Raw genomic sequence first — 20,912 nt, 5'->3', positions numbered from 1 at the left:
AATAAAAAAAGTCATCAACAAAACTAATTTTGCTGATGACTTTTTTGCGTTTAAGAATCTATAAAAACTACTTTTTCAAAACTACTTTTTTATAAAATATTCCTTTTTGAGAAATTATTTTCACAAAATAAATTCCATTACTCAAGTTATTCAAATCAAGCGTAATTTTATTAGAATTAGTGATTTTTGCTTTTTGTAATTCCATTCCCAATGCGTTTACTAAAGTTACTTCGCTTGTATTCAAAATGGTATTTAATTCTACATTCAATAAAGAAGTTGTAGGATTTGGATATACTTTGATGTAATTATTTTTGATAAAATCATTATTGGAAAGAATTCTATCTATTGTAAAAGGTTCAGAAGTTATAGATGTATCTCCACTAGAAATTACGACCGTATAAACTCCCATTCTATTATCTAAAGTAGTTAAGTCTAATGTTGGGTCTGTTTGTCCAGTTATCAAAACTCCATCTCTGTACCATTGGTAAGTAACTTTTCCTGTCGGAACGGATAAAGTATTTTCATTATCATCAAAATTAATATCGAAGTTGTAATCTGTATTTATAGATTGAACAACAATTGTATCTTGTTTTGCTTCTCCACAAACGGCAACTCTCCAAACTAATGTTGTAGGAAAAGGTAAAACACCTGTAACTTTACTATTACTTTTAGAAGCATCTTCTAGTTCTCCAAAACCTGAAACTAATGTCCAAATTCCATTTATACCCATATTTTGTGCAGCAAGAGTTATAGTAGAGCTTGATGTTTGTATATCTGTTCCTGCATTAGCAACGATTTCAGAGTTAGCATCTGAACAATTGAAAACAGATAAGTTTAGGTTAGGGTTTGTGAGAGGGAGAATGGCTACTTTATTAGAAATTGTATTTGTGATAATTGGAGAATTGAAATCAAAATAAATAGCTGCTCTGTTTTTTATGACCGTTCCAATAGCGTTGTTAGCTTTCTGTTTGATTTTGAATTTGATAAATCCGTGAGATTCTGGTTCGTTAGAATTACTATCTGGAAGATTTATGTTATCAAACTGAAAACGCAATACACGAGTATTTTCATCTCCATCGATAAAGAATTTATAATCATGAGACACCATTCCCAAGCGAATTGTTTCTATATCCAAAAAATCTGAAAGTGTATCCAAAACTACGATATTAACAGCTTCAATTGTTCCTGTATTTTGAAAACGAATGGTATAATCTAATTCAGTAGTTTTTTCAATTAGATTTTGATTTGTCAGACCAAAAGGAACAACTTGTTTGTCATTAGGGTCATAACTATCCAAAATTTCAGAACATGAAGTTTCTGAACGTACTCCACCATCATTTTGAGGAAGTGCAACTCCAGATTCTTGAACGGGTGCAACACTAACAACAGGATTTGGGTTTTCTGCTTTTGTCTTGTAAGGAATAGTAGTCTGACACCCTTCTACAAAAGCAGAAATAGGGTCGTGATTTTGTGGAAATAATTCCATTCTCATTGTCATTCCATTAGTAAATACTTCAATTTCTACTTCTCCATTGGCAGGAAGCAATGTATTTGCTTCTCTGAAAACTTGTGAGTTGGCATACAAACGGTACGGAATAGAATCAGTAGCTGTATTTGTTAAATTTTTGACAACATAACGAGCAATTCCACCACCGACACAACGCCCAGTAATTTCGTATTTGTTTTCGTTATCTGTCCAATCTTGACAAGAATTTGCAGGAGAAATAGTTGCTTTTACACATTGTGTAAGTCCACGAATTTGCTCAATTCCACAAACGACAGAATCTTGAAGTATAATTTTTTCAATATTTCCAGCATCCAAACTACCAATATCAAAGAAATAACTATTTCCTTCTTTTCTTGTCCAAGATGGAACACTTGAAACAGGAAAAATATAGTCTGGATAATCTACTTTTACTTCTACATTTTGAGCAGTCGCAAAGCCTTGATTTTTATATTCTACCGTTGTACTACTCATAAAACATCTACGACGACGCTGATTTGTAATATCAACAGTAAGATAAGAACATGGAAGGACTTTAAATCCGAAGTTTAAATCTTGAGGGTTTAATACTCTTCCGTTTTCTATTTCTATCTCTTTTACAGAATCACATTTGTTTGGGCTAAAAATTCTATAATATTCTGAATCAAGAGGTTTTGCTTCTAATACTAATTCGGTGCTATCTTGTAGTGTTAGTCTATATAATCCATTTCTATCTGATACAGTATATTTTTCTTGATTGGATTTAATAAGCACTCTAGGAAATGCAGCTTCATTACCATCGTAATTACAATTGGTAGCATTTTCTACAAAAGTATTTCCTTTTATTTTTGCATAAGGTGCTTTATCTCCAAAAGTTAGAAGTGTGCTGGCATTAGAGTTGGAGTTTCTTCTTGGAATGAATATGCCATTGATAGTTGTATCTTTTTGCATATTAACTATTGCATATATTTTCCCTTTATTTCCTATGGTTATTTCTCCTTGTCCAGTAGCATAACGTTCGAAACCATTTGAATTTTTAAAATAAAAAAACGGAGTAATTACACCATTTTCTATTTTTGCTAGATAACGATTAGCATACGTATAAAAATAGTCATACTGTTTGTTGATAGCCATTCTTCTAGTAGAATTATTATCTACTGTATTTCTCAAATCTATTTCAGACTCTAAAAAATTTGCTTCTTTATCTAGTTTTAATAGAACAGTTTCTCCTGATACATTTGAATTATTCAGTTCTGAAGTAACATCTACCTCTCCATAAATATAAATATTATCGTCTTGGTCTAAATCTACAGAAGCGTGTGCATATACTTTAGTATATAAATGTCCATTGACTCCAACAAAACCTCTATTACCTGCATAGGCTTTTAATAAGTCAGGCGTATCTTTGGCAAATATCTTTCTTCCTTGTTTATCAAATTTGACAACAATAATATTAGCATCATAAAGTATAGGACTTACAATATCTCGCAAAACTTTAGTGGTAATAATGTCTCCATCTGTAAACTCAAAACTACCATGAGCAGCGACTGCAAAAACTACGTTTCCATTGCTATCTATTATAATATTGTTCGTATTGACAGCCTTATGAGCACTTTTCTGACTATCTCCCCTATCAGGCATCATCGTTCTGTGCCACATCAAATTACCGTTGCTATTAAATTTGAGAAATAACATTCCTGTAATTCGATAAATGCTATTCCAGTTAATAGGCAGTGTAATGGTAGTATTTCCTATCTTTATGGCTTCGCTATCGTGGGAGACTACCGTAATAGCTGTATAAAAATTTCCTTCCTCATCTACTTTAATCATATTATTAGGTGAAGAAGATACCTTTACAATATCTGTTGATTTAAAATCATATCCCCTTTGCCATATAATTCTTCCATCAATATCATATTTTATAAATAAATTATCTACACTTTCATATACTGTTCCTTCAATAGTAAGAGGTTTTCCTATTCCAGCCACCCAATTCAAATAAATTTCATTTTGCTTAGAAATATCTATATCTACATATCTCTCTTTATAGTTAGTAGGGTTTAGTGTGTCAGTAACTACTGTTTTTATCCAAAGTAGGTTGTTATCTTTACTGATTCTTGCTACAAAAAAACCTCCTGCGCCTAACTCTTCTTCATAAATAAAGGTGCTACCATATATTTTTCCTGTTTGGTCATTTGGAACAATATAAGTACCTGTTATTACTTTGCTATCATCTGATAAGGGTATTGCTTTAGCGATATTCAACTTGCTATTCTGTATTATCTCGCCATTTTCAGCTCCTATGTACACTTCTATTGCACTTTCTAATTCTTGTGCAAATATTTTTCCTGTAATTGAAAAGAAAGCAAAGATAATTATACATATTGCCGTAAAAATCTGTTTCATATAAAATCGTAAATAAGTGGAATAAATAAAATGCAAAGGTAAGGTTTGCTATTGATAAAAGAAAATTATTACAAAGCAAAAAAGTCATCAACAAAACAAACTTGCTGACGACTTTTTTGTGTTTAATAAGTGCTAAAGGTTATTTCTTTAGGACTACTTTTTTATAGAATATTCCTTTTTGAGAAACGATTTTCACAAAATAAATTCCGTTGCTCAATTTATTTAAATCAAGCGTAATTTTATTAGAATTAGTAATTTTTGTTTTTTGTAATTCCATTCCCAATGCGTTTACTAAAGTTACTTCGCTTGTATTCAAAATGGTATTTAGTTCTACATTCAACAAAGAAGTAGTAGGATTTGGATATACTTTGATGTAATTTTTTTTGATAAAATCATCATTAGATAAAATTCTATCTATTGTAAATGGCTCAGAAGTAACCGATGTATCTCCACTAGAAATAACAACTGTATAAACTCCCATTCTATTATCTAAAGCAGTTAAGTCTAATGTTGGGTCGGTTTGTCCAGTTATCAAAACACCATCTCTGTACCATTGATAGGTTACTTTTCCAGTCGGAACAGATAGTTTTCCTTCTTCTTGATTGAAATCAATCTCAAATTTGTAATCTGAGTTTGTTGATAAAACCGTAACTGTATCTTGTTTTGCTTCTCCACAAGCAGCAACCCTCCAAACCAACTTGGTAGGAAAAGGCAAAAGCTCAGTAACTTTACTATTATTTTTAGAGGCATCTGTTAGCTCTCCAAAACCTGAAAGCAATGTCCAGTTTCCAGTTATTCCAATATTTTGAGCTGCAAGATTTGCCGTCGAATTTGGAGTTTCTATATCTGCACCTGCGTCAGCAACAAGTTCAAAGTTTGAATCTGAACAGTTGAAAACAGGTAAATTCAAATTAGAATTTGTAAGAGGAAGAATAGCTACTTTATTAGAAATAGTATTTGTGATAATTGGCGAATTAAAATCAAAATAAATAGCAGCTCTATTTTTTATAACTGTGCCGATACGGTTATTTTCTTTCTGTTTGATTTTGAATTTGATAAATCCGTGAGATTCTGGTTCGTTAGAATTACTATCTGGAAGATTTATGTTATCAAACTGAAAACGCAAAACACGAGTGTCAGCATCGCCATCAATTATAAAATTATAACCGTGAGAAACCATTCCCAAACGAATTGTTTCAATATCCAAAAACTCAGAAAGTGTATCCAAAACTACAATATTCACAGCTTCAATTGTTCCTGTATTTTGAAAACGAATGGTATAATCTAATTCTGTAGTTTTTTCAATTAGATTTTGATTTGTCAAGCCAAAAGGCACAACTTGCTTATCATTAGGGTCATAACTATCCAAAATTTCAGAACAAGACGTTTCTGAACGCTCTCCACCATCATTTTGAGGAAGCGCAACTCCAGACTCTTGAACAGGAGCAACACTTAAAACAGGATTTGGATTTTCAGCTTTTGTCTTGTAAGGAATAGCAACTTGACAACCTTCTGCAAAAGCAGAAATAGGGTCGTGATTTTGAGGAAATAATTCCATTCTCATCGTTGCTCCATTTGTAAAAACTTCAATTTCTACTTCTCCATTGGCAGGAAGTAATGTATTTGCTTCTTTGAAAACTTGTGAGTTGGCATACAAACGATACGGAATAGAATCTGTAGAAATATTTGTTAGATTTTGAATTGTATAACGAGCAACTCCACCACCTACACAACGTCCAGAAATTTCATATTTATTTTCGTTATCTGTCCACTCTTCACAAGAGTTGGCAGGAGAGATAGTAGCTTTTACGCATTGCGTAAGTCCACGAATTTCCTCAATTCCACAAATCACAGAATCTTGAAAGACAATTTTTTCTATGTTTCCAGCAGCTAAACGCCCTACATTGAAGAAGTAATTATTTCCTTCTTTTCTAGTCCAAGCAGGAGAGCTAGAAACAGGAAAGATATAATCAGGATATTCTACTTTTACTTCTACATTTTGAGCAGTCGCAAAGCCTTTGTTTTGATATTCTACGGTTGTACTGCTCATAAAACATCTACGGCGACGCTGGTTTGTTATGTCAATAGATAGATAAGCACAAGGTTTTACTTTGTAACCGAAGTTAAGAGAGGTAGAGTCTTGTATTTCTCTATCTTCTATTATCACTTGTTTTATTGTATCACAACTTGCGATAAAATATTGTGGTAGACTGGTATCTATTTTTACTATTGAACTTTGTAGTGTGTAATTTCCATTTGGGAAAGGCATTAAATAATCTCCATTGTCATTTGAAATAGCATAATATCCATCATTTCTTTTTATTAAAATGTTTGGGATACCTTGTTCTGAATTATTGAACTCACAATCATTGTTTGTATCAGAAAATGCTTTTCCTTTTCCCCTGAACCTAAGGTCAGGAAGAGTAAATCCATAATCTTTTATTTTTGCTATATATTCGCCTCCGTAGTTTGGCATCTGAGTCGTTCCTATAATACTATTAGCAGAATAATCTCCATTTATATATATATATCCTTCATTATCAATATCAAAAGGTTGAACTTTGATATTTTGTTCTCCAAGCAGGGAAGAGTTTTCTAAATTTAATCCCCAATCTACTCCATATTCCTCATTAAGTTTTACTAAAAAAAACTTTAAATTTTCGCCCTCTAGTTCATGAAATGTTGTTCCAAATTGTACTGATGTTAGGGTTCTATCAGTAAGTTCTACATTGAGATAAATATTTTTATTCTTATCTACTAAAATTCCGTTTACTTTACAATCAACAGGAAAACTATATTCCCAAGTAGTATTTAGGTTTTCATCCATCTTAACTACATAAGTAACACCTTCTTGTGTGAATTGATTAACACACTTTGCTCCTGAAACGTATGTGTTTGAACCTGCTTGAACAATTGATTTTTTTGACAAACCTCCTATAAATACAGTTCCACGGAAAGGACAATCTTTACTTACAGAATTACGATAAAGAAGATTTCCGTTGTTATCATATTTTACTAAAAAGTCACCGTCATATGCGTTATCACTTTCTGATGTACCTACATATACAATTTCTTTCAGTGTTGTATAGCCAGTAACTGATAAGATGGGTCTTCCTTCGTCATCAATAATAAAATCACTCAGATATACATCTGAATTTGAATTTCTACTGTTAGAAGTGCCAACTATTTGTCTATTCCAAAGATAATTTGCGTTGCTATCAAACTTTAAGATTAACACTCCAGTTTGTGAACTATCATTACCAAAAATAAAAGCATTTTCATCTATATTATGAGTTCTTCTATAAGTGTTAAGAGCCAAAAATAAATTTTCATCATTATCAACCTCTATTTCTGTAGTAGAAAAACCTATTATATGGTAATTACCTAATAATAAACCTTTATGCCAAATCTCATCTCCATTAGTAGATAATTTTAAGATAAAATTATCTACTGAATCGTATTGATCATTTGCCCAATTAAGAAGCACTGCTTGATTTTGATTTGTACTACTTGGACTTGTACTGAAAGACACATAGATATTTCCATTATTATCAATTTTTAAATCTGATCTGGAATTATAAAGGCTTTCCGTATATATTTCTCCGTTTTTGACCCAAATTACTTCATTCGTAGGAGATAGTTTAGTTACATAAAAAAAGGCTTTTTCTAAAGAAGATGAAGCATTATTTCCTATCTTTTCTAGAGGAGTGGCATTTCCACCTATGTATAAAGTATCTTTAAAAGCATAACCAGAAATAATTGTATTATTGTCCTTATCTATTTTTATATCTGTTATACCTTCTAAGTCAGAATATTCCGAATCTGAAATCGCTAAAACATCTGTAAAAACTTGCCCAAAAGAAGAAGCAGAAAAACAACAACAAAAAACAAGCACCCAAAAAACCGTAAAAATCTGTTTCATATAAAATCGTAAATAAGTAAATGAAATAAAATACAAAGGTAAGGTTTGCTATTGATAAACGGAAATAATAAATCAAAAAAGCGCAGTAACCTGTATTCTACCGATATGAATAGCTGGTGTTTCTTCCGACTTTCTACCTTCATAAACGACACTTAGCTGCAAACCATTGAAAAGTTTTTGTTGCAAGTTCAAATCCCACGTTATGTTTTGACCTGCTCGTAAGGCTTCCAAAAGTTCGTAACTGACAGGCGTGTTATTCTCCCCTTCAAAATCAATATTTAGATAACGAAAACGAACATTGAAAACTCTATCGCCTACTTTCGAATAACGTAGCTCACTTCTAAACTCATTTATTTGTGCATTTTCTTCTCCTAGCGTGTTTTGTTTTTGTTCAAAACGGTAGGCTGTCGTTAGTCTGAAAGAAGTGGTAGGTTGCCAAGCGAGTTCGGTTTGTGGGCGTAAAAGAGTAAGGTTGTAGGTTCTGTTTTCTAGGAAATCAGAGGCATTACTTCTAGTTCCAATCAAAAAGCTAGACTTTGAGGCAATCGTTTTGGAAAGACTTAGTCTAAAAATACTTTCGTATTCTTCTATATTTCTACTCTCAAATCCTCCTGCCAAAAGGTTTTTCTGTCGTGTGTTAGTGTAGCGAAATTCTCCTCCCCAACGTGGATTGGTTCTGTTCAAAAACAAGACATTCCGAAGCGAACTCTGTTCACTCAAGATGTTTTCTTGGTTGCGCTCTACAAAAGGAATAAAACGTTTTGTAAAATCACTTTCAGTAGTTTTGACAGAATTTTGAACTGAAAAAACAACAGAAAAGAGTTGTAAGGATTTTTTAATAAATTTCGCTTTTTTCCATTTTCTAGGAGGAGTAAGCGTTATTTTATAAATAAAATCAGTAGAAAATGCTGTTAAATAGGTACTGGTAGGCGTAAAAACTTTAATAAAATTGCGTTCGTCTGGATTAATTGCTTCATAAAATTCTCCCAACTGCTGCACACCATCATCGTTATCATCTCGCCACGTATGTGTTCCCTGTGTTCCATCTACACCAATAAAAGTAAATTCTCGTGCAGGTTCTCGCCCTGTAACCGTCGAATAAGTAAGCTCTTGACGGACAGCACGTTCAAAAAAATCACTTCGCCAATCTATGCGACCCATTAGCGTTTCTGTATCTTCTAACTTTAATGTATCCAAAAAATCTTTGTCATATTCTAGCTTTCTGTAAGTAGCATTCCACGTCAGTTTTTGATTTGATTTTTCTCTCTCAAAATCTAGTGTCGCTTCTGCTCGTGCCGTTTGTGAGTTGGTATAAGACTGAATAACTCCATTTTTTGGTAAAAAATCTTTCCTCAAAGCATATTCAATTCTGTAATTTGCTTTTTTGCTACTATCTCCTTGAAAAAGATAAAATTTGTGTTGCTCATAATTCATCAAAGACGAAGTAACAGAATCTTGCGTTTTGAAAGTCTGTTTATCAACAGAATACGTGTAAGCAGGAACAACATAATTATTTTGATACTGCAAGTCGGCATCATAACGCATCCAAGAAACATTTTGAGGAGTTTGTAAAATACTTACTTGATTGTTTGGAATGGCTGAAATAATAGAGTTTTGAGAAACGGAATTATTACCGAGTTCAGAAAAAGAACTAGCATTACTATTCGAAAACTGTAACTGGTTTTCTCCTCCCAAGTAAAAACCATTTGTAGAAAGCTGAAATTTACCTACTTTTTTATTGAAAATAACTTTGTGCTGCTGTCCTTTAATGGCGTTTTCTCTATCTCGGTAAGTAAAATTATATTCAAGTTTGTTGTTTGCATTCTGTTCAATGATGGTAAAGGCTTGTAAGATTTGGTCTTGTCCTCGTGGTACTGCTCCAAAAAAAGTAGGAAGTGTCCAATCTCTATCAAACTCAATATTTCTAAAACGGTCAATGGGTTCAAAATTCTCGTTATCCAATTCATAATCGATACCATAACTTAGTTTATAATTTTGATTATTTTTTGAAGGGAATAAACGATTTTGAAACTTTTTGTCTTTCGTATGAATCCCTACAAAAAAAGCATTTCCTTTGTCGTCTTGACTGTCAATTTCTGAAAAAATATTTTTATCTCGGTCTGAAAAAGCTGCTTCTGCAAAAATGCTGGTATGACTATTTGGAGAAAAACGAATTCCTGTATTAGTGAGCCTTTTAGAATTTGGTGCAGGAAGCTGACGAATAGGCGCAAAATTTCCTTGATTAATTCCTGCAAAAACATATTCTTTTCCGTTGGCAACGGCTTCTCCTAAATTATAATCTCCGTTATTTTGTCCCACTTCTGTAAAAGAAACTGTATAAAAAGTCTGATTTTCATCGTTTTGGGTAGCTCTTTGGAAAATCTGATAAAAGAAATTATCAATCAATGTGTTTTTTTTGATATATAGAATTTGATTGACAGAAAAGTTTTCTACTTCTTCTGCACTTTCTACAACGGCTAACTCCAGACTGTCGCCAATATTTTCTAAAAGCGTTCGGCGTTCCTCTGAAATATCAAAATTGATAGGCTGTTTTTCATTATCGCTTTCTGAATAATTTTCTATAAAAACATTCCAAGAGGATTTTTTTAGCTTTTTGGGATTTAGACTTTTATTTTTGCTTGTAAAATTTACACTTGCCCCCAAATTTGAAATCGTCCGATTATAAAACTGATTTGTATATTCAAATTCTACACGCACCCTAGAAAATTGCGTAATCACAACATGAGGATTAAAGGTAATTTCGGCTGTATTGTAATTAATAATGTAGTCATAATTGAAACCACGCTGTAAAAGCTGTCCATCTAAAAATACCTTTTCCGAACCTGCTTGAATGATAATAAAACGCTCATTATTTGCTCCAACTAAACGATAAGCACCCTGTACGCCTTCTTGAACAGGAAGTTGATAACTTTGAAACTGTCCTTTTGCTGCTGCTAATCCTATTTTTTGTTGTGTAGAAAAAGTAGAATCAATAGCGAAATTAGTTTGTAGCATTCCACCCAAAACATTCTTGTAGAATCGCATAAAATGGGGCGTACTATTTCCGATTCCTTGTTTCAATACTACATCTCCTGCTGTAAGTGAAGCATTTTTGTGTCGTAATTGTATCTGAATCCTATCAAATTGTTGTAACTGTTGGGTATTTCCTTCGGGTTGAAAGGGAACATTTTGGTCAGAAATAATGGCTGTCAGTTCTATTTCATCTGTTAATTTCCCCTCTAATTGTAGATTTAGATTAGAGTTTACAAAAACATCTTGCCTATTTCCCACCGAAACACCACGAGTAATACTTCCTGCTTTTTGAAGGTTAGAGCTAAAGAGTTCTTGACGTTCTTCTATGATTAAATTCTGTTTTTCTTTTTTTCTATCAACGGTATCAATGAAATTTTGCATTGCTGCCTGTTCGTATTCTTCTTGTGAACGCTTAAATGTCCAGTTTTTTATCTTGAAAGGAATGGTTTGATATGATATTTTGATAGAGTCTAATTGAATATTTTTCAGGTTTGAATCTAAAGCAAACAAAATAATCTGTTTTTCAAAGTTGTAAGTTGCTTTTATTATGTTTGGGTCGTTGGTGGAGACACCAACAACGGCTAGTTGCTTTTCTGAAAGTTTTTGTTTTGTATCTAAAACTTGAATGGAAATTGGAGGGAAAGAATCAATTTCTTTGAGCCAAAAGGCTGTGTAAATTGTGTAATGGTCGTCGGTGGGGACACCAACAACGGAATTATTATTTTTTTGAACGGCTAACCATTTTGTTTTTTGAGAAAATGAATTAGAGTTTACAGAATTTAGTGAGTCGGTTGGGATATTGTTTTTTTGAGTTTGGGCAAAAACAGTTTTGGAGCAAACAATTAGGAAGAAAAATAAGAGCGTAAATCGCATCGATAGGTTAATCATGAGTCTATATGATTTTGATTATAAATCATAATTTATATTTAGCTTAAATCTTACCAAAATTACGATTATTATTTACTAAAAAGTTTTATTTCCTCTTCTTGAGTGTATTTATATTTTTTGTGGTCGCTCTCACTTACTGTTATTTTTCAACTGATTATGTTTCATTTCCTAAGTCATAATTATATGATTTTTTAGTGAAAAATGAAAAGATAAATTCCTTATAGCTCTAATTTATATTACTTAAACAAATAAAACTCTATCACACAAATAAATATAATGATAATTTTATCTCATAGTATTTTAAGTGTCTTTTATAAAACAAAGTCAAATTAAATTGCATAACTACTTGGCTATATTAATCAAAAAATTAACATTTGCGATATTTTACTTTTTAAACCTTAATAGTCAATGAATTATGTTTATTAAGTATTAAAAATAGCCTTTATAGTTTATATTGTCAATTATTTTTTTTCTAAAAAAGAAAATTAGACTTGATGGAAAAAATATTTTTATATACTTTTGCAGAGTCATTTTAACAAGCCTTTTTAGTTTGTAGTTTTACTCTTTTACGAAGCAGTTAGAATTAAATTGATGCTTAGTGAAGCAAATATCATTTAAAATAATCATCATTAAATGATATATTAATATAACGAGTGAAATTGATAAAATATAAAGTCAAAAAATGATTTAATTTACCTATTTACAAATAATTTAAAATTGTTAAAAAAAATGAAAAAGTTATCAATTGTTTTTCTATTGTTCTTTCTTTTTAGCTCTTGTGAGCAACAAGAAGAATTAACTAGCTTAGAAATAGCTACTAAAAAAACAGACAACCTTACTATTAAAGACAAACGTTTTGTTTTTGATAATCAAGAACATTTTCAATCTTTTATGCAATCTTTTACAAATAAAAGTGAGCAAGAATTGGAAAACTGGAGTAAATCAAATACTGTTAAATCGTTATTGATTACAGGAGTGTCAGAAGAATTCGAACAGTTTAATTTCCCTACTGCCTTCAAAGCAATAATTAATGAAAATGGCGAGTATCAAATAGGCAATTCTATTGTTTGGTATAATGACGGATTCAAATATTTTGTGAACAATGAAGAAGAGTTGAAGAGCATTAAAGAGAACCCTTCTTTGAGTACAAAAAAAGCAAAAGTGGAGTCTAAGATAGTTGGAAAAATGCCTTCACTACAGAGAGTAGTTTTAGGAGCAAATACTATTGATGCTCGTCATCAAAGAGAATTTTTTCAAAATAATAACTCTGGTAGCAAACGAAAATATGTTCATGAACTTGTAACTTACACAGAGTACTTGGGAGCTTATCATCCTATATTTGGCAATGGATATACAATTATTTCATATTTATACTTAAATATCAAACTTGAGTATAAAGGTAATAGAAGAAGAAGTAGATGGAAACCTGCTGGTGAATCTAGAAGAGTATTCTATAGCTTATCTGGTTCTTCTACTATTAGCTTTGATGGTTTATCACAACCTACCAATTCATTTAATTTTAGTGAAGATTTAACTAGATCAGGTGATAGACAACTTTCTCTTGGAGGCTTTAGCACAGGGTTTGAAACAAAGAGTCCTGTATGGACAGTTGAAGTTAATGGTTTTATAGACCATAGTGTTGTAGGAGATGTTGCAAGTAACAGATGGTTTCACGAGGGATATCCAATGTGGTAATATACAAGAAAAAAGATATTCTTATATCGACAAGTTTAAAAAAAGAGACTGACCTTTCTAGGCAGTCTCTTTTTTATATGTTATACTTTTATAGATTTTGTAGAAATAAACAGAAAAAGAGGAAACGCATTTTCATTTTCTTAATTTGAGAAATAAAAGGATATATTTGAATAAGGAAAATAGCCATTTTTGGCGTTTCTACCAATAATAAAAATACGTATAATATAGTTTTTAAATCATCTTCAGAAAATCATCTTCACTAATCACAGTTACTTTTGCTTTTTCGGCTTTTTCTATTTTCGAACTCCCTGCTTTATCTCCTGCCAAAAGATAATCTAATTTTTTAGAAACCGAACTTGAAATTTTTCCTCCCAAATTCTTTATTTTTTCTTTTAGTTCTTCTCTTTCAAAGTTTTGAAAAGTACCAGAAACGACAAATGTCTTTCCACTCAAAATTCCGTCTGTAATGATAATTTTTTTCTCTGCTTGTTCAAGTTGCAAACCTGCTGTTCTTAACCTCTCTATGAGTTCTAGGTTTTTAGATTCTTCAAAATAGGCTTTTATACTTTCTGCTATGCGTTCTCCAATTCCAAAAACGTTTGCAATTTCTTCTTGAGTTGCATTCTTTAATTTATCAATAGAAGAAAACTCATCTGCCAAAATTTCGGCAATACTTGCGCCTACATGACGGATTCCCAAACCAAAAAGAACATACTTAAAGGGTTGTTTTTTGGATTCTTCTACACCTATAAAAATATTATCTACTGATTTTTCTTTAAAGTTTGGAAGAGCTAAAATTTTCTCTCTGTCCAATTCATACAAATCAGCAACATCTTTAATTAGATTTTCTTTTAAGAATAACTCTACTGTTTTGCTACCAATTCCATCAATATTCATTGCTTTTCTATGAATAAAATGCTGAATTTTGGCTAAAATCTGTGGTGGACAACCGTTTTCATTCAAACAATAATAAGCTGCTTCTCCTTCTTCTCTCACTAGTTTTGTTTCACATTCTGGACAATTTTCTGTAAAAACAATTGGCTTTGCATTTTTTTCTCTCAATGTTGTAACTACTCGTGTTACTTTAGGAATAATTTCGCCACTTTTTTCTACAAAAACAGTATCGCCTTCGTGCAAATCTAATCGCTTTATCTCTCCTTCGTTATGCAAAGTAGCACGTTTTACGGTTGTTCCTGAAAGCTGTACGGCTGTAAGATTTGCCACTGGTGTAACTGCGCCTGTTCTTCCTACTTGAAAAACAACACTTTTTAGTTTTGATTGTGCTTCTTCTGCTTTGTATTTATAGGCAATTGCCCAACGTGGACTTTTTGAAGTAAAACCTAATTCTTCTCGTTGGTCTAGGTTATTTATTTTTATTACAACTCCGTCGGTTTCATAGGGTAGTTCCAGTCTTTTGCTTTCCCATTCTTTGATAAACTCTAAAACCTCTTGAATGCCATTTGCCTTTTTATAAAAATCAGAAACAGCGAAATTCCATTTTTCTAAATGTTCTAAAATGCTTGTATGCGAATCAAAAGGAGTTCCATAGGCATCATATACAAAACAAGAAAGTTTGCGCTTTGCCATTTCCTTTGAATCCTTCATTTTTATTGCTCCAGAAGCTGCATTTCTTGGGTTTTTTAAGAGTAAATTTGGAATTTTTTCTTCTTCTACTCCTTTCTCTTTTGCTCTTTCTACAATTTCTTGATTAAGAACTTCAAATTGAGTTTTGCTCAAATAAACCTCTCCACGCAGTTCGAAATCAGTTGGTACACTATCACTATTATTCTCTTTAATTTGTAAAGGAATATCACGAATAGTTCTGACATTTGAAGTTACGTCATCGCCCTGTGTTCCGTCGCCACGAGTAATGCCTTGCGTAAAAATACCATTTTCATAACGCAGCGAAATAGCTACACCATCAAATTTGAGTTCACAAACATAAACAGGATTATCGACCGTTTTTCGAATTCGCTCATCAAATTCTAAAAGCTCTTCTTCGTTGTATGTATTTGAAAGTGAGAGCATTGGATAACGATGAACTACCGTTTCAAACCCATCACTAATATCTCCACCCACACGCAAGGTAGGCGAATTTGGAAGTTTAAACTGTGGGTTTTCTTCTTCTAATTTTATCAGTTCTTCTAGCAATTTATCAAATTCAAAATCAGAAATTTCTGATGTATTGTTTTGATAATATTGCGTATTATAGTGATTGAGTTTTTCGACTAATTGATTTATTCTTTCTTGCATAATAGAATTTGAAATAGCATTTTCGGACGCACAAAAAGTAGATTGTATTTAAGTTCAAAAGTACGATTTTTTATTGGTTTTTACTGCTTAATAAGCCACTCTTGAGCTTTTTCTAAATCATTAAAAAAAGAAATATGAAGGTTTGAATATATCTTCTTTACGCTACTTGCGATAAGAGAAACAGCCATTTTTTGAAATAAATTACTAGATTCTATCAATGCCAAATAACATTCTCTACCTTTTAGTTCTTTGCCATAACGAGGAACATAACTGGTTACAAACCAAGCTCTTGATTGTGGAGGGTCGTATTCTAGTTTCAAATAATCAAAAATAGCGTGGGTATAATTTCCATCTCTAAACATTTCAAAATAGGTTTCGAAGCCTTCTCTGTGTTCTTCGGCTGTCAATCGTCCAATTAAGTATAATTTGAGAGCTTTTTTCAGTTTTATTTCTTTATTTGGAGTAGGATTTTTATCAGTTAGAGTAACTTCTTCTATTAAGAATGTTTTGCGTGTGTTTTGGTAGAGCATAAGGGAGTGGGGTAAAAGTAAATATTTAAAAATAACATTGAAGACTTGCAAAAGGTTTGAAGTTGTACGTTTTGTTGGTTTTTTATAGTATTTAAACCCTAAGAATTTTGAGAACTACTTTTAACTTGACTATTTTTTTTTAAATGAAATTTTAGGCAAACTATTTGTTTTTTATAGACAAAAATAATTATCACAAAACTATCTCTTATTATGAATTATCAAAACGCTAGACTGCATTTTCTTTCTGTATTTCTTTTATTTGGAATTTTTGCTTGTGCAGAAGTAGATGAAGAAATAGCACCAAATGAGAACAATCCAAACAACGTAAATAAGCAAGAATTAATACGATTAGTAAACGAGTACAGAACAGAAGGCTGTCAGTGTGGAAATGAGCAAATGCTACCAGTAGGAGCGATTACATGGGACGAAGCTCTTGAACAAGCTGCTTATCTGCATAGCAAAGATATGAACGATAAAAATTACTTTTCACATACGGGAAAAGATGGTTCTTCGGCTGGAGACAGAATAAAAAGACAAGGTTATGACTGGAGAACCTACGGAGAAAATATTGCAGAAGGATATACTAGTGAAGAGGCAGTTATTGAAGGCTGGAAAAATAGCGAAGGACATTGTAGAAATATGATGAACGCTAATTTTGAGGAAATGGGAGTAGGTAGAGAAAGTAATTATTGGACACAGGTGTTTGGAGCAAAGTAAGGAATTAGGAAGTGGGAATTGGAGATTAGGAAATAGCGAATGAGGATGAAAAATGGGAGATAGAATATGGGAACTGGGAAATACAGAAATTCAATTTCTATTTGTTTCTAATTCCCAATTCCTAATTTCCATGTCCTAATTATTTCATAATTTCAGCAATTTCTTCGCCTAATTTGCTTCCCAAAGCAACTCCCATTCCACCCAAACGGATTCCTAAAACGATGTTTTTAGAGTAATTTTGGAGGAGTGGGGTTTTTGTTTTTGAGCTTTCTGTAAAAGCCATAATTCCTGCCCAAGAGGTTTCTATTTCAAATTTTTGTTTTGGAATAATAATCTCACTTAGTTTTGATTTTAAGTCTTCAAGAATCAGTTCTGTAGTTTCTAGTTTTGTAGTAGTTTCTCCTTCAAAATCCATATTTCGTCCCCCTCCTAAAATAATTCTTCTTCCAAAGTTTCGGAAATAATAAAAACCTTCATCTAAGTGAAAAGTACCTTTAAAGCGTAAATGATTGAGAGGTTTGGTAACCAAAACTTGTCCTCGTCCTGCTTGTAAATCTAGGTCTGGAATAAGTTTTTTAGAAAAAGCATTCGTGCAAATGGCTACTTTTGAAGCAAGAAGTTCGATAGCATTATTTTCTTGTAAAGGGTTATTGATTTTTATAGAAACATTATTTTTCTGTTCTGTTCCTTCTACTTCTGTATCTTCAAAACTTATCACTTCACAGCCTGTCAGAACAGTAACTCCTCGTTTTTGAACATATTTTAGAAGAGATTTCATCATCTTTCCTGTATGGATTTGTCCTTCAAATCGATTATATACAATTCGACGAACATAACGAGCATTAAATCCAAAACCTTCTATCAAACCATCTTTTGTTTTGAATACATTTTGACCTCCAAAAATAGGTTGTAAAAGATGATTTACTTCATCTAATTTATCTAAATAGGGAATTTGTTTGTCTAAAATCAGCTCATATCCTCCATAGTTTTTATAGCCTATTTTCTTATCTCCCAAACGATTACGTAGCTTTTCAAGTCCTTGCAAACGATTTGTTACAAGATTTTGTAGTTCAGTTTCATTCATTGTCTCAAGGTCAGAAGCAATTTCTGAAAGACTACCAAAACAAGCAAAACCTGCATTTTTCGTACTTGCGCCTGTCGGTAAAAAACCTCTTTCCAAGACAGCAATTTTAGCCTTTGGATTTTTTTCGATAAGACTAGCAGCCGTCGAAAGTCCTGTAATACCAGCACCGACAATAATATAATCGTACTTTTTGAATGATTTATTTTCCCAAAAACTCCACATATTTCGATTACGGATTACGAATTAAAAATTACGAATGAACTGTATTAAATTATTGATTTTTCTTTAATGATACTTGTATTTTTCCTATTATCCTGCAAATTGACTCTGCATCATTAATAAGGCTTTTACTCATTTCTTCTGATAAATAGTTTGTTGCTTTCAAGAGTTTTATCCAGTAAAGTGTCTCTCTAGCTTCTTTATAGGCAATAGATAATTTGAAGCCAAAGTCTATTTTTGAATATGCTCCTATTGCTTCTTCTACATTTGCACCTACTGAAGTTCCACTACGAAGCATTTGTTTTGACAAATCATATTCTTGATTTTTCTTTAAAAATTTGTAAGCATTTACTATTCGTATTGCAAAATCAAAACTTTTTTTCTGAATAAGATTATCTTCCTTCATAATAGTTTTTATTACCCATTGATATTATTTTTTTCCGTAATCCGTAATCCGTAATCCGTAATCGATTTAACCTCTTTGTCGCACAACTTCATAAAGCGCAACTCCTGTTGCAACAGAAACATTAAGCGAACCTACTTTTCCAACCATCGGAAGACTAGCTCTTTCATCAACTACCTCTAGCACTTCTTCCGAAATTCCTACTTCTTCTGACCCCATCACAATAGCTAAAGGCATATCTAGTTCTAAATCATAAATCTGTTTGTCTGTTTTTTCAGTACATGCTACTACTTTCAATCCAGATTCTTTCAAAAAATTAACTGCTCCTACCAAACTTCTATATCTACAAATTGGCATGTGCATTAGTGCGCCTGCCGAAGTTTTGACTGCATCTGCACCCATTTGCGCTGTTAGTCGTGTCGGAACAACAATTCCATCAACACCCGTACATTCTGCTGAACGAACAATTGCTCCAAAATTTCTAACATCAGTTATTCTATCCAAAACCAAAATCAATGGATTTTTCCCTGCTTCAAAAGCTCCTGCAACAATGTTTTCTAAGGGAACAAAATCAATTTCTGAAACAAAAGCAACAACGCCTTGATGCGCTTTACGTGTAATACGATTCAATTTTTCAGTAGGAACTCGCTGAACATAAATGCTTTGCTTTTTTACAAGCTGCATAAGTTCTGTCATTTCTTCACTTTTGAAGTCTTTTTCTACTAATATTTTATCAATTGTCTTATCACTTCTAAGTGCTTCCAAAACAGGATGCCAACCAAAAATAAAATTAGAGGTAGTTTGCCTACGATTTCTATTATTACGTGAATTATTATAGTCTCTTTTTTCTTTATAATTTCTATTATTATCGTCGTTTGGAGTTTGCATAGTTTTGCTTTTTTTGAATTGCTTTTGGTCTAAATGGAATGCAAAAAAACGAATAAAAGCAAAGATTACCTAATTTGAGAGTTTATAATACAACATTTTTCTATAAATAACTTGTGATAATTTAAGCCCTTCAAAACAATTCGTTTCAAAAAAATCCCTACTTTTGTACCATAAAAAAAGATTTTGATTTTAACCCAATAAACACACTAATAAAAATGGCTCAAGATTCCTCTACTTCAACTGACTTAAAACGTGTTGCTCTGCACGATGTACATACAGCTTTGGGTGCAAAACTGATTCCTTTTGCTGGTTATCAAATGCCTGTTTGGTATGCTTCTCAAACTGCTGAACACCACGCTGTTCGTGAAAAAGTTGGAATGTTTGATGTCTCTCATATGGGCGAATTTTCTGTAAAAGGCGAAGGTGCTGAAGATTTTTTACAATATGTAACATCAAATGATGTAGCAACGCTTTATGATGGGCGTGTTCAATATTCTTGTCTTCCAAATGATAAAGGAGGAATTGTAGATGATTTATTGGTCTATAAAATGGCAGAAAACGATTATTTTTTGGTAGTCAATGCGTCTAATATTGAAAAAGATTGGAACTGGATGATGCAACACAAACCAGAAAATGTAGAAATGACAAATATTTCAGATGACATTAGTCTTTTTGCTGTTCAGGGTGCAGTAGCTATTGATGCGTTGCAATCTCTTACAAAAACAGATTTAAAAGAAATACCTTATTATCATTTTGTAAAAGATAAGTTTGCAGGTGTTCCTAATGTGATTATTTCGAATACAGGTTATACAGGTGCAGGAGGTTTTGAGATTTATGTAAATAATGAAAATGCTGTTGCCGTTTGGGAAGCAATTTTGGAAAGTGGAAAGCAGCACGGAATTATTCCTGTTGGACTGGCTGCACGAGATACACTTCGCTTAGAAATGGGTTTTTGTTTGTATGGAAATGATATAAATGACACTACTTCGCCTTTAGAGGCTGGACTGGGTTGGATAACCAAATTCAATAAAAAATTCATCAATAGTGAAGCCTTAGAGCGTCAAAAGAAAGAAGGAATCACTAAAAAATTGATTGGTTTTGAAGTCTTGGATAAAGGCATTGCTCGTCAGTTTCATAAAGTCTTTGATGCGCCGACAGAAGGAAACCAAATTGGAGAAGTTACTTCTGGAACGAAATCGCCATCACTTGGCAAATCTATCGGAATGGCATATGTCAAAAAGGATTTTATAAAAGCAGGAAGTGAAATTTTTGTAGAAGTAAGAGAAGGAAAACGAATGAGAGCAGAGGTTAAAAAGTTTCCTTTTTTACAGAAATAAAAGATTGCTTTGTAGCTGAGTAAGATAGTTTTATCGAAAAATAGATATTTTACT

The 20,912-nt window shown here is 32.3% G+C and carries 11 protein-coding genes; 3 read left to right on the top strand and 8 right to left on the bottom strand.

Annotated elements, in window-relative coordinates; all coding sequences use genetic code 11:
* Positions 1–67: 67 nt before the first annotated feature.
* The 3 genes from WAF17_RS03690 to WAF17_RS03680 form a co-directional block, all read right to left on the bottom strand.
* A complete protein-coding gene (locus WAF17_RS03690; RefSeq protein WP_338766396.1) occupies positions 68–3,889 on the bottom strand; it encodes a T9SS type A sorting domain-containing protein in 3,822 nt (1,273 codons plus the stop codon).
* Between the two features lie 139 nt (positions 3,890–4,028).
* Positions 4,029–7,811, bottom strand: a complete 3,783-nt coding sequence (locus WAF17_RS03685) for a T9SS type A sorting domain-containing protein (protein WP_338766394.1) — start codon at positions 7,809–7,811, stop codon at positions 4,029–4,031.
* A gap of 72 nt (positions 7,812–7,883) precedes the next feature.
* The gene (locus WAF17_RS03680) at positions 7,884–11,732 is read right to left on the bottom strand and encodes a hypothetical protein (protein ID WP_338766392.1); all 3,849 of its coding nucleotides are present in this window, start codon (positions 11,730–11,732) and stop codon (positions 7,884–7,886) included.
* Positions 11,733–12,461: 729 nt separating this feature from the next.
* Here WAF17_RS03680 and WAF17_RS03675 point away from each other — a divergent pair.
* A complete protein-coding gene (locus tag WAF17_RS03675; protein ID WP_338766390.1) occupies positions 12,462–13,427 on the top strand; it encodes a hypothetical protein in 966 nt (321 codons plus the stop codon).
* Positions 13,428–13,658: 231 nt separating this feature from the next.
* Here the strand turns inward: WAF17_RS03675 and ligA are convergent, their stop codons facing one another.
* Both ligA and WAF17_RS03665 read right to left on the bottom strand, forming a co-directional pair.
* Complete coding sequence (gene ligA, locus WAF17_RS03670; RefSeq protein ID WP_338766387.1) at positions 13,659–15,680, bottom strand: NAD-dependent DNA ligase LigA; 2,022 nt, start codon at positions 15,678–15,680, stop codon at positions 13,659–13,661.
* Between the two features lie 80 nt (positions 15,681–15,760).
* A complete protein-coding gene (locus tag WAF17_RS03665) occupies positions 15,761–16,210 on the bottom strand; it encodes a hypothetical protein (RefSeq protein ID WP_338766385.1) in 450 nt (149 codons plus the stop codon).
* A gap of 210 nt (positions 16,211–16,420) precedes the next feature.
* Here WAF17_RS03665 and WAF17_RS03660 point away from each other — a divergent pair, with 210 nt between their 5' ends.
* Positions 16,421–16,927, top strand: coding sequence for a CAP domain-containing protein (locus tag WAF17_RS03660; RefSeq protein ID WP_338766383.1), 507 nt, complete (start codon positions 16,421–16,423; stop codon positions 16,925–16,927).
* A 139-nt stretch (positions 16,928–17,066) separates the two neighbouring features.
* On the opposite strand, the gene WAF17_RS03655 is transcribed toward WAF17_RS03660, so the two are convergent.
* The 3 genes from WAF17_RS03655 to rlmB all read right to left on the bottom strand — a co-directional run bounded on the left by WAF17_RS03655 (position 17,067) and on the right by rlmB (position 19,521).
* Entirely contained in the window at positions 17,067–18,233 is a 1,167-nt protein-coding gene (locus tag WAF17_RS03655) for an FAD-dependent oxidoreductase (RefSeq protein WP_338766380.1), read from the bottom strand.
* 49 nt (positions 18,234–18,282) lie between these two features.
* Positions 18,283–18,636: a four helix bundle protein gene (locus WAF17_RS03650; protein WP_338766378.1), complete on the bottom strand. Its 354-nt coding sequence runs from the start codon at positions 18,634–18,636 to the stop codon at positions 18,283–18,285.
* A 66-nt stretch (positions 18,637–18,702) separates the two neighbouring features.
* Complete coding sequence (gene rlmB / locus WAF17_RS03645) at positions 18,703–19,521, bottom strand: 23S rRNA (guanosine(2251)-2'-O)-methyltransferase RlmB (protein ID WP_338766376.1); 819 nt, start codon at positions 19,519–19,521, stop codon at positions 18,703–18,705.
* Between the two features lie 215 nt (positions 19,522–19,736).
* Here rlmB and gcvT point away from each other — a divergent pair, with 215 nt between their 5' ends.
* Positions 19,737–20,858 carry a glycine cleavage system aminomethyltransferase GcvT gene (gcvT, locus tag WAF17_RS03640; protein WP_338766372.1) on the top strand — a complete coding sequence of 374 codons (1,122 nt, stop codon included), beginning with the start codon at positions 19,737–19,739 and terminating at the stop codon, positions 20,856–20,858.
* The last annotated feature ends 54 nt before the right edge of the window (positions 20,859–20,912 follow it).

This window comes from Bernardetia sp. ABR2-2B (genome assembly GCF_037126435.1).
GTDB lineage: Bacteria > Bacteroidota > Bacteroidia > Cytophagales > Bernardetiaceae > Bernardetia.
Note: the sequence above shows the minus strand (reverse complement) of the source record. Positions and strands in the feature narration are given on the sequence as shown.